The 11,099-nt window shown below is 74.1% G+C and carries 7 protein-coding genes; 4 read left to right on the top strand and 3 right to left on the bottom strand.

Going from position 1 to position 11,099, the window contains the following annotated elements:
• Positions 1–173: 173 nt before the first annotated feature.
• Positions 174–995: an inositol monophosphatase family protein gene (locus ABZ857_RS43385; protein ID WP_357056610.1), complete on the bottom strand. Its 822-nt coding sequence runs from the start codon at positions 993–995 to the stop codon at positions 174–176.
• 114 nt (positions 996–1,109) lie between these two features.
• Complete coding sequence (locus ABZ857_RS43390) at positions 1,110–3,083, bottom strand: prolyl oligopeptidase family serine peptidase (RefSeq protein WP_357056613.1); 1,974 nt, start codon at positions 3,081–3,083, stop codon at positions 1,110–1,112.
• Positions 3,084–3,170: 87 nt separating this feature from the next.
• Between ABZ857_RS43390 and ABZ857_RS43395 the strand changes: the two genes are divergently transcribed.
• Positions 3,171–4,151: a ferrochelatase gene (locus ABZ857_RS43395; protein WP_357056616.1), complete on the top strand. Its 981-nt coding sequence runs from the start codon at positions 3,171–3,173 to the stop codon at positions 4,149–4,151.
• 77 nt (positions 4,152–4,228) lie between these two features.
• Here the strand turns inward: ABZ857_RS43395 and ABZ857_RS43400 are convergent, their stop codons facing one another.
• Positions 4,229–5,449, bottom strand: coding sequence for a lytic transglycosylase domain-containing protein (locus ABZ857_RS43400; RefSeq protein ID WP_357056619.1), 1,221 nt, complete (start codon positions 5,447–5,449; stop codon positions 4,229–4,231).
• A gap of 175 nt (positions 5,450–5,624) precedes the next feature.
• Between ABZ857_RS43400 and ABZ857_RS43405 the strand changes: the two genes are divergently transcribed.
• From ABZ857_RS43405 to sepH, 3 genes are all read left to right on the top strand, one after another.
• Positions 5,625–6,830: an MFS transporter gene (locus ABZ857_RS43405; RefSeq protein ID WP_357056622.1), complete on the top strand. Its 1,206-nt coding sequence runs from the start codon at positions 5,625–5,627 to the stop codon at positions 6,828–6,830.
• 88 nt (positions 6,831–6,918) lie between these two features.
• The gene (locus tag ABZ857_RS43410; RefSeq protein WP_357056625.1) at positions 6,919–8,211 is read left to right on the top strand and encodes a D-arabinono-1,4-lactone oxidase; all 1,293 of its coding nucleotides are present in this window, start codon (positions 6,919–6,921) and stop codon (positions 8,209–8,211) included.
• A 500-nt stretch (positions 8,212–8,711) separates the two neighbouring features.
• Entirely contained in the window at positions 8,712–10,922 is a 2,211-nt protein-coding gene (gene sepH / locus ABZ857_RS43415; RefSeq protein WP_357056627.1) for a septation protein SepH, read from the top strand.
• The last annotated feature ends 177 nt before the right edge of the window (positions 10,923–11,099 follow it).

The following is an 11,099-nucleotide window of genomic DNA, read 5'->3' on the forward strand; positions in this document are numbered from 1 at the left end:
CCCGGACGGCCGGACGGTCGTGCCCGGACGGCCGGACGGTCGTGCCCGGACGGCCGGACGGTCGTGCCCGGACGGCCGGACGGTCGTGCCCGGACGGCCGGACGGTCGTGCCCGGACTCGCCCACGACCGACGCGGAAACCCGCCGGCGGCCGGCGGGCGCCCCGCGGGCGCGTCAGTCGCGCTCGGGGTCCAGGGGGACGAGCAGGTCGTGCAGGTCCTCGAAGAGTCCCGGGGCCGCGCACAGCGCCATGTCGGGACTCACCGGCCTGCCGTTCAGGCCGCCGAGGCGGGCCCCGGCCTCCACGGCGATCAGGCCCGCCGCCGCGTGGTCCCAGTAGTTGGTGCCGCGCTCGTAGTAGGCGTCGACCCGGCCCGCGGCGACCGAGCAGAGATCGACCGCGCACGAGCCGCCCCGCCGGATGTCCCTGACCTGGGGCACCACCTGCGCCAGCACCTCGGCCTGCACCCGGCGCCGCCCGGCCGCGTAGCCGAACCCGGTGGCGACGAGGGCCTTGGCCAGCGGGACGCCCGTGTTGCAGCGCAGCCGCTCACCCCCCAGCCAGGCGCCCCCGCCCTTCGACGCGGTGAACAGCTCGCCGCGCGGCACGTTGTGCACCACTCCCGCGACGATCTCGCCGTCCACCTCGACGCCGATGCTGACCGCCCAGTCCGGCAGGCCGTACAGGAAGTTGACCGTGCCGTCGATGGGGTCGACGACCCACCGGACGCCTCCCTCGCCGGGGGTGTCGCCGCCCTCCTCGCCGAGGACCGCGTCGCGCGGCCTGGCCTCGGCGATCCTGCTGCGGATCAGTTCCTCCGCGGCCCGGTCGAGCGCGGTGACGACGTCGGTGGGGCTCGACTTGGTGGCGAGCACCTCGGGCCGCGCGGGCCGCTTGGCGAGCAGCATCTGGCCGGCCTCCTCCGCTATGCCGGCCGCCAGCTCCAGCAGCTCCTCCACCCGCGCCCGGTCATGCCGGTGCTCCCGCTCGTCCATCCTGGCCTGCCCCCTCCTCGTACGTGCTCAAAACGAAGCGCGGCCGGCGCCCGGCTCGGGCGTCGGCCGCACGGATGACATCCTCTTAAATCAGGATGTACCGCCATCCAACGGTCAGCTCAGGGACGGCGGCCGGGTCCACTCCTCGCCCAGGACGTGCTGCCGGAGGAAGGCCAGAACGGTCTCGTACCAGGCGATCGCGTTGCCGGGCTTGAGCACCCAGTGGTTCTCGTCCGGGAAGTAGAGGAACTTCGACTCGACCCCCGAGCGCTGGAGGTCCCACCACAGCCGCAGGCCCTCGCCGATCGGCACGCGGTAGTCCTTGTCGCCGTGGATCACCAGCATCGGCGTCCTGATCTCCCCAAGCCACTGATGGGGCGACAGCCGGGCGTAGCGGGCGGACCCGAGCGCGCCGAACTCCCGCTGCCAGTAGTTCGCGCCGTCGGTGGTGCCCGCGAACTGGTCCAGATTCCACAGCGAGGCGTGCGTCACGACGGCCCGGAAGCGGTCGGTGTGCCCGGCGACCCAGTTGGCCATGTAACCGCCGAACGAGCCGCCCATCGCCGCGGTCCGCTGCTCGTCGATCTCCGGCCGCTTGAGGCACTCCTCCGTGATCGCCATGAGGTCGGCGTGGGTCACCGGCCCCCAGTCGCCCCAGCCCCGCTCGATCATGCCCTGGCCGTACCCGGTGGAAAGGCAGGGGTCGGGCAGCAACACGGCGTAGCCGTGCCGGGCCATGATCCAGGGGTTCCAGCGCCAGCTCCAGTCGTTCCAGCTCGCCAGCGGGCCGCCGTGGATCCACAGCAGGAACGGCGCCGGGGCCTCGGCGGTCGCCTCCGCGGGGACGACCAGCCAGCCGCGGATCTCGGTGCCGTCCTCGGCCGTCGCGGTCACCTCGGTCAGCGTGCCGGGCAGTTCGAGCGGCGGCGTGGGCGAGGGCAGCGTCGTCACCGAGCCGTCCGCCGCGATCCGCACGGGGCGCGGCGGCGAGTCGATCGCGCCGCGCAGGGCGTAGACCGAGCCGTCGGGCGCCGGGCACAGCTCGGCGTACGCCCCGTCGTCGGAGGTCACCCGGGTGACCGCGCCGTCGAGGGAGACGCGGAAGACCGGCCTGCGGCCCAGGTGGTCGGCCGCGAAGAAGAGCTCCCGCGAGGAGGGCGCCCACGCGACCGACGCGGGGAAGATCTCCCCGGCGACCGCGCGCCCCTCGCCCGTGGCCAGGTCGATCACCCACAGGTCGAGCGCGACCGGCGTCTCCTGCGTCCCGTGCCGCTCCCGCACGCACGCGACGAGCCGCCCGTCGGGCGACACCCTGACCGGCCCGGTGAAATCGTGCCCGCCGGACGTCGCGAGCGTGCGCCGCGACCCGTCCGCGACGTCGATCGCGACCAGGTCCGTACGGACGTCCCCGTTCGGCAGGAACACCTGCCAGGTGCTGATCACGGACGAGCCGTCGGGCGCCAGGTCGAACGCGGCGTCGCGCAGCCCGCCGCCGGGCTCGGGCGTGAGGTCGCGCACGTCCTCCAGTCCCTCGCCTGCGGCGCGGCCGGCGAACAACCGGGTCCCGGCCGGGCCGAGGTCGTGGTCCCAGTAGCGCACCGGGTAGCCCTCGTGCAGGATCGCGCTGACCCCGGCCTCCTCGCGGGCCTTGCGCCGCTCCTCCTCGGTTCCGGCGTCGCCGGGCAGCACCTCGGAGGTGTAGACGACCGTGCCGCCCGCCGCCCGCACGCCGCCGATCCCGCCGGGGCGGGTGGCGACGCGCGCCGGCTCGCCGCGCTCGGGCAGCAGCCACAGGGCGGCCGTGTCGCCGCCGCTCTCCTTGGCTGTCTCGTCGGGCCGCCGGGAGACGAAGAACAGGGTCCCGTCGGGGGCGAACTCGGCCCCCGCCTCCCCCTTCGCCGACCGGGTCAGCCGGCGGGGCTCGCCCCCGGGGTCCTGGGGGATCTCCCACAGCGCGGTGCCGTACGACTTGCCGTCGGGATTGAGCGACTGGACCACGGACACGAGCCGGGTCCCGTCGGGCGACAGCCGCAGGGCGTTCACGCGCGGCAGGGCCGTGTATTCGCGGATGTCCGGAAATTGGCTCACCGCTCGAACCTACTCGCTGACACACCGCCCGCCCAAGCCTTATAGGCGCGGGCGGAACCGTCGTACCCCCCGCGTAAGGTGTGGCGCATGGGGAGCACCAACGGGTACGACGCCCTGCTCGTCGTCTCCTTCGGCGGGCCGGAGAAACCCGAGGACGTCATGCCGTTCCTGGAGAACGTCGTGCGGGGGCGGGGGGTGCCGCGCGAGCGGCTGCTGGAGGTCGAGGCGCACTACCAGGGGTTCGGCGGGGTCAGCCCGATCAACCAGCAGTGCCGCGACCTGATCGCCGCGCTCGACGTGGACCTGCCGGTCTACTGGGGCAACCGCAACTGGCACCCGTTCCTGGAGGACACGGTCCGGCGGATGAAGGAGGACGGCGTCCGCAAGGCGGCGGCCTTCGTCACCGCGGCCTACAGCTCCTACTCGAGTTGCCGCCAGTATCTCGACGACATCGCCCGTGCCCGCGCCGCCGTCCCCGGCGCCCCCGAGATCGTCAAGCTCCGCCACTACTACGACCACCCCGGGTTCATCGCGGCGATGGCCGACCACACCCGCGAGGCCCTCGGCCGGCTGCCCGCCGACGCCCGCGAGCAGGCCCGCCTCGTGTTCACCGCGCACAGCATCCCCGTCTCCATGGCCCGCACGGCGGGGCCGGCGGGGGGCGCGTACGAGGCCCAGCTCAGGCGGGCCGCGGAACTGGTGACCGGACACGTGGACGAGGGGCGGGCCTGGGACCTGGTCTGGCAGAGCCGCAGCGGCCCGCCGCAGGTGCCCTGGCTTGAGCCGGACGTCTGCGACCACCTGGAGGCGCTGCACGCCGAGGGCGTGCGGTCGGCCGTCCTGGTGCCCATCGGGTTCGTCTCCGACCACATGGAGGTCGTCTACGACCTCGACGTGGAGGCCGCGGCCACGGCCGAGAAGCTCGGTATGGCCCTCACCAGGGCCTCGACCGCGGGCACCCACCCGAGGTTCGTGTCGATGGTGGCCGAACTGCTCGCCGAGCCCGAGCCCGCGGCGTGCCCGGCGACCTGCTGCCCGGCGCCCGTACGGCCCGCCCGGCCGGCCTGATCGCCTCCGGCGCCCGGTGTTCGGCCGAGCAGGAGCACACCATCGGGGGCCGTCCCCGCGCGGCCGGGCCTTCCGCGTCAGGAGGCGTAGGCGCGGGCGTACGCGTCCGCGAGGGACAGGACCTTGTTCACGTAGTCCCAGGAGTGGTTGTAGAACCACACGGACTTCCTGAGCTTGTCGCCGCCGGCGCCGGCCCCGTTGGCGCACAGGTATTTGGCGGCCGACGGCACCGCGTCGTAGGGGCTCCAGATGTCCGCCTCGCCGTCGCCGTCGCCGTCCACGCCGTACGCCTTCCAGGTGGCGGGCATGAACTGCATCGGCCCGAGCGCCCCCGCGGACGAGGGGCCGTTGTTGCGGCCGTGGCTGCTCTCGACCTGGCCGATGGCGGCGAGGACGGTCCACGAGAGGCCGGGGCAGACGGTGGCGGCCCGCTGGTAGAGGTCCAGGTAGCTCGTGGGCCGTCCCACCAGGGCCTGCCCCGGCGTGGCCGTGGCCCGCGGCCGGACGGCGGCCTGGCCGACCCGCACGACCTGCGCGCCCTTGCCGAGCAGGCGCGCGACCGCCGTTTCGCTCACCTTGCCGGGATCGCCGTGGACCAGCACCACGACGCCGCCCGGGAAGCCGAGCCTCTGCCCCAGGTCCCGGCTGACCAGGCCGTCCACACCGGTCAGTCCGAGCGAGGCCGAGGCCGCGACGCGCAGCCTCGGGCCCCGGTCGATCTGGTACTCCGCCCCCAGCACCATGCCGAGACGCTTGATCGCGGCCGCGTCGGCGACGATCTCGCCCCGCGCGAGCGCGCTCCACACCTCCGGGTGATCGGCCACGTTCTTCGGCGTCCAGGACCGGAACGTGGCCGGGTCGACCGCGAGCAGCCGCAGGGCCGTGCCGGACACGTGCACCGCGCCGCCGTCGGCGACCGCGACCTTCTGCACGTGCGGCAGCTTGGCGATCTTCAGCAGGGTGCGCTGCGGCACCCGCTTCGGGGAGATGGCCAAGAGGTGCGGCGGCGTGACCTGGACGCCGGGCCCGCCGACGACCGGCGCGCTCGACGGCAGCGTGCGGTCGGGCACGAGGCTTCCCGCGGTCGCCCGCGCGGCCGGAAGGGGGTCGTCGGCCCGTGCCCCGTCCGTTCGGGTCCGGCCCGTCTCCGCCCGGCCGCCGCCGGCCGCCAGCGCGCCGTTCTCCGGCCAGGTGACCAGGAAGGCGGCGCCGGCGGCGATGACGCTCAGGATCACGGCCGCGAGGCCGGTCACGATCGGGCGGAGCCGCGTGGAGGCGGTATGAGTGGGCGATCTCACCTCAGAACCCTGCACCCCCGACGCGGAAAAATCACTTGCCCCATGATATGCGGGTAGGCGATGGTCAAACCGGAGACAAACGCCGTCCGCGTGTCCCGGGGCCTCCCGGGACCGCCGCCGCTGTCGAACGGCCGGCCCGGACGCACATGCACTACGTGCCGAAGGGGAACGCAACATGGTCGGGCCGTACCGCGGGCTGTTCGGCACGCCTGGAGTCAAGGGCTTCGTCATCGCGGGGTTCGTCGGGCGGGCGCCCATGTCGATGCTCGGCATCGGCGTCATCCTGCTGATCACCGCCGTCACCGGTTCGTACGCGAAGGCCGGGGCCGTGGCGGCGACCCTCTCGATCGCGGTCGCCGTGGCCGGGCCCCTCACCGGGCGGCTGGTGGACCGGTTCGGCCAGGCGCGGGTGCTGGTCCCGCTGGTTCTGCTGCACGGCTGCTCGCTCACCGTCCTGATGCTGTGCGCGCACGCCAGCGCGAACGATTTGGTGCCCGAGTGGACGCTGTACGCCGCGGGCGCGGCGTCCGGCGCCACCGGGATCTCGCTCGGCTCGATGGTCCGGGCCCGCTGGTCGCACGTGCTCGACGACCCCGCCAAGCTGCACACCGCGTTCTCGTTCGAGTCCGTGGCCGACGAGGTGATCTTCGTGGGCGGCCCCGCCTTCGTGACCGCCCTCACGATCGCGATCAACCCCTACGCGGGCCTGATCGCGGCGATCGTGCTGACCGTCTCGGGCACGCTGGCGTTCGCCTCGCTCCGCGGCACAGAACCGCCCGCCGTGCGACACCGGGGGGCGGCCGGGTCCCCGATCGCGATCCCCGGCGTCGCGGTGCTGTCGGCGGTCTTCCTGGCCATGGGCGCGGTGTTCGGTTCCGTCGACATCATCACCGTGGCCTTCGCCGAGGAGCACGGCAGCAAGGGCGCGGCCGGCCTGCTGCTCGCGTCGATCGCGGCCGGCAGCGGGGTCTCCGGCCTGTGGTACGGCTCACGGCAGTGGAAGATCAGTCTGCGCGCCCGGTTCGTCCGGGGGCTCTCGCTGTTCGCCGCCGGGCTCACGCCGGTGCTGCTCATGCGCGACGTGCGGATCATGGCGCTGGCGCTCTTCGTCGCCGGCCTGTCCATCTCGCCCACCATCATCACCGGGTTCTCACTGGTGGAACGCCTGGTCCCGGCGGCCCAGCTCAACGAGGGCATGGCGTGGATCACCACCTCGATCAACCTCGGCGTCGCCGTGGGCTCCTGGGCGGGCGGACGGCTGACCGACCTGTACGGCGCGTCCAACGCGTACGGCTTCTCCTACGCCTGCGGCCTGCTCGCGGTCGCCGTCGGCCTCGGCGGCTCCGCGCTGGTCCGTGTGCGTCACCAGCACACGAACTGAGACAGAGGCGGGCCCATAGGCAGCGGGCCGATTCATGAGTAGTGTTCATGTTCACCTCGGGACGGACGCCCGGGGGCGAGGGAGGAGCATGGACGCCTTCGTCAACTGGGCGCGCAACCAGTCCGTCACCCCCGCGGAGGTCCGCGCCCCCGCCTCGGCCGCCGAGGTCGCCGACGCCGTGCGGGACGCCGCGAAGGCGGGCCGTCGCGTGCGCATGACCGGCACCGGGCACTCGTTCACCGGGGTCGCGCTCACCGACGGCATCCTGCTGCGCCCCGGCGCGCTGACCGGCGTCCTCGATGCGGGCGACGGGTGGGTCAAGGTCGCCGCCGGCACCCCGCTCCACGCGCTGAACGAGGAACTCCACCGGCGCGGCCTGGCGCTGGCCAACATGGGCGACATCACGGCCCAGACCGCCGCCGGGGCGATCCAGACCGGGACCCACGGCACCGGCAGGCACGTCGGCGGCCTCGCCGACCAGGTCGTCGAACTGGAGATGGTGCTCGCCGACGGCTCCGTGACGACCGTGCGCGAGGGCGACCTGTTCGACGCGGCCCGGGTGGGTCTCGGCGCGCTGGGCATCCTGACCGCCGTCACGTTCCGGGTGGAGCCCGCGTTCCTGCTGCGCAACCGCCGCGAGCCGATGGCGTTCAGCCGGATCCTCGACACGCTCGACGACCTGACGGAGGCCGACGACCACCTCGACTTCTTCTGGCTCCCCCACACCGACACCTGCCTGGTCAAACGCAACAACCGCGACACCGGACCGGCCCGGCCGCCCGCGGCGTTCAAGCGGTGGCTCGACAACGTCTTCCTGGAGAACACGCTGTTCGGCACGGCCTGCGCCGTCGGGGCGCGCTTCCCCGGCGCGGTGCCCGCGATCAACGGGATCTCCGGGCGGCTGCTCGGCGCGTCGGAGTGCGTCGACACCTCTTACAAGATCTTCACTTCGGTGCGCGAGGTCCGGTTCCTGGAGATGGAGTACGCCGTCCCGCGCCACCACCTCGCCCAGGCCCTGAGGGAGACGCGCGACCTCGTGGAGCGGTCGGGCTGGCCGATCACCTTCCCGGTCGAGGTGCGGGTCACGCCGCCCTCGGACGCCTGGCTGTCCACCGCGTACGGCAGGCCCTCGGCGTACGTCGCCTGCCACGTCTACCGCCAGGCGCCCAACCCCGCGTACTTCGAGGGCGTGGAGGAGATCATGGTCAGGCTGGGGGGCCGGCCCCACTGGGGCAAGCTGCACACCCGCGACGCGGACTACCTGCGTACGGTGTATCCGAGGTTCGGCGACTTCCTCGCGCTGCGCCGCGAGATGGACCCGGACGGGCTGTTCGCCAACGATTACCTCGACCGGGTGCTCGGCGCGTCGCGGGAAGGCTGACCCCATCGCCGCGTAAAGTCCCTCTCCACGGTCCGGCGTCTTCCGCGTGTCGCGTTGCCCGCGCCGGCCCTCGGGCAGGCACATTGCGGAGCACGGGCACACCAGAGCCCGGCACGCCACTCGAACCCGAGGGAGCAAGCAGGAATGAGACCCTCCCGCAGGTCCGGCCGCACGGCGTACGGCACGGTCACGCCGCCGTGCGCCGCGCCCGTGCCGTACGGACGGGCGGTGGGCGCGCACCACCTGAGGAGACACGACCCTCGCTCTCGCCTTCTGGGCCGGATCGGCGGCGCGGCCGCAGCCCGTGGACTGCCGCTTCCACACGACCGACAGGTTGCGGAAAGGTGAACGCAAAAAATGTGACCGGGGTCACAACACCTGCCTCGCCCCCTGGCGAGGCGATGTTCGGACATGCCGGGTACGGTGCTGGAAGGCAACCGGTTCACGCGAGAGACTCAAGGGTCCGGGGGAAGACAGAGCACGACGACGAAGGGACTCGCATGCAGGAGCTCCGTCTCGTCGCGGTGAGTGAGGACGGAACGTACCTCGTCCTGGCGACGGCCGGGCGGGGCACGCGCTTCACGCTGCCCGTCGACGACCGGCTCCGCGCTGCGGTCCGCGGCAACTTCTCCCGTCTCGGCCAGTACGAGATCGAAGTGGAGAGCCCGTTGCGTCCCAAGGAGATCCAGGCGCGCATCCGTGCCGGCGAGACGGCGGAGGAGATCGCGGCCACCGCCGGCATTCCGGTGGAGAGAGTCCGCTGGTTCGAGGGACCGGTTCTCCAGGAGCGCGAGTACATGGCCCAGCAGGCCCAGCGGGTCTCGGTCCGGATGCCGGGCGAGACCACCCCCGGGCCCACGCTCGGCGAGCTGGTCGCCGAGCGGCTCACCCGGCGCGGCGTGCCCGCCGACGAGATCGACTGGGACTCGGCCAAGCGCGACGACAACCTGTGGCGGGTGCGGCTCGGCTTCGTCTGGAACGGCCACACCCGTCACGCCGAGTGGCTCTTCGACCCTCGCCGCCGCCACATCACCCCCAACGACGACGAGGCCATGCGCCTGTCGGCCGCCGAGTACGTCGAGCCTGAGCGGGACGACGCCACGGTGCGGCCCTTCGTGCCCCGCCTCGCGTCTCCCAAGCTCGCCCCGGTGCCGCCGCTGCCCGAGGAGACCTCTCCCCGCCGCGACGAGCCCGGTCTCAGCGTGCCTGCCGTACGCTCCGAGCCCGCGGTGCGGTCCGAGCCTGTGCCGGCGCCGCGGCTGAGCCCGCCGCTGCGGGCGGAATCCGGCCGGCCCGAGCCGTACGCGGACGAACCGGCGGCGTACCGGCCCGAGCTGACCCCGGTGCCCTTCCGGCTGCCGCAGTCGCTCGTCGCCACCCCCGATGCCGCGCCCCCGCCGCCCGCCGTCGAGCCCAGGGTGGAGGACAGGGTGGAGGACAGGCCGCGGGCCGAATCCGCGGCGCAGGCCGCTCCTCCACGTACGCCCTCCGACCCGCCTACGCCCTTCGACGTCGCCCCGGCCACCCCGTCCGGCGCGGGCGTTCCGGACGCTCCGGGCCGGGAGACCTCCGGGGACGGCGCGCGCCGCGAGGACGGTCAGGATGCGGTGGGACGCCAGGCCGCGTCCCAGCCTGTGGCGGATGCCCCGGCTCCCGCGCCTGTGGCGGACACCCCCGTGCCGGCCCCCGTGACCGTCGGGGACAGTGCCGTCGTCGAGTCCGGCGTGCCCCGGCCCGCCACCGTGGAGGCCGCCGTCGCCGGACCGGCGTCCCGCCCGCAGGAGCCTGCCGCCCCGGACGCGGCGCCCGACGTCCCCACCAGCGTGACGCCACCCAGTGGAGCGCCGGAGGCGCAGGAGGCCGCGCGTCCGGCGACGCCCGTGGACCAGGTGGCCACCGAGGACTCCACGACGACCACGAGCACCACCCCGACCCCGGACTCCGGCATGACAGGCTCCGGGGCGACGGACGTCGTGACCTCCGCGGCGTCCTCTCAGGACGCCGAGGGCGGCGCCTCCCGCCGCGAGAGCACGGAGACCGCCGTGGAGGCCGCCGCGTCGGTCCCCGGCGCGGCCGCGGAGGCCGCGACCCCGGCCGAGCCCTCGGCCGGTGCGTCCGCGTCTCAGCCGGTCCCCGGCGCGGACACGGGCACGGACACGGGCATGGACACGGCGGCGGACACGGGCACGGACACGGCAGTGCGCCCGGCCGAGGGCGGCGCGACGGACGAGGCGTCGCCGTCGGCCGCTGTTCCCGTCCCCGCACCCGCTCCACGCCCGGACTCCGCACCCCCGGACTCCGCGAAGGAACCCACGGCAGGCCCCGCGGCCGACGCCCCAGCGGCGAGTGCGCCCGCGCCGAGCACGCCCACAGAGTCCGTCTCGGCGACCACCTCGGCGCCCACTTCGGAGCCCACCGCAGCACCTTCCGCTCCGGCCACACCGGCGGCTCCTGCCGCTCCGGCGGCCTCGGCTCCAGCTACCGCCCCGGCGCCCCGGACGGGGGACGCCGGGAAGACGCAGCGTGCGGGCGACGGGTCCAAGGACGGGGCGAAAGAGGCGCAGAAGGAGGCTCCGAAGGACGCCAAGCCGGAGACGCCCGCCCCACCAGTGCCGAAGCCGGCTCCCCCGCGGCCCCGCAAGTCGCGTGGACGCCGGGCGTCGGTGCCGACCTGGGACGAGATCATGTTCGGCGCGCGCAAGCAGGACTGACCCCACAGGACGCGGCGTCGTCAGGCGTCGCGGGGCGGAGCCCTCCACGAGGTCGGCCGTCACCATCACCCGGCGCGGAAGGCCGGCCGGGGAGTTCGCGACCCGCGGACGCTGTACGACCTGGGCGAGGCCATCTTCGTCTACCTCGACCAGCTCGCCGACGCGGCCGCGGAAGGC

This window comes from Microbispora sp. NPDC046933 (assembly GCF_040644635.1).
Lineage (GTDB): Bacteria > Actinomycetota > Actinomycetes > Streptosporangiales > Streptosporangiaceae > Microbispora.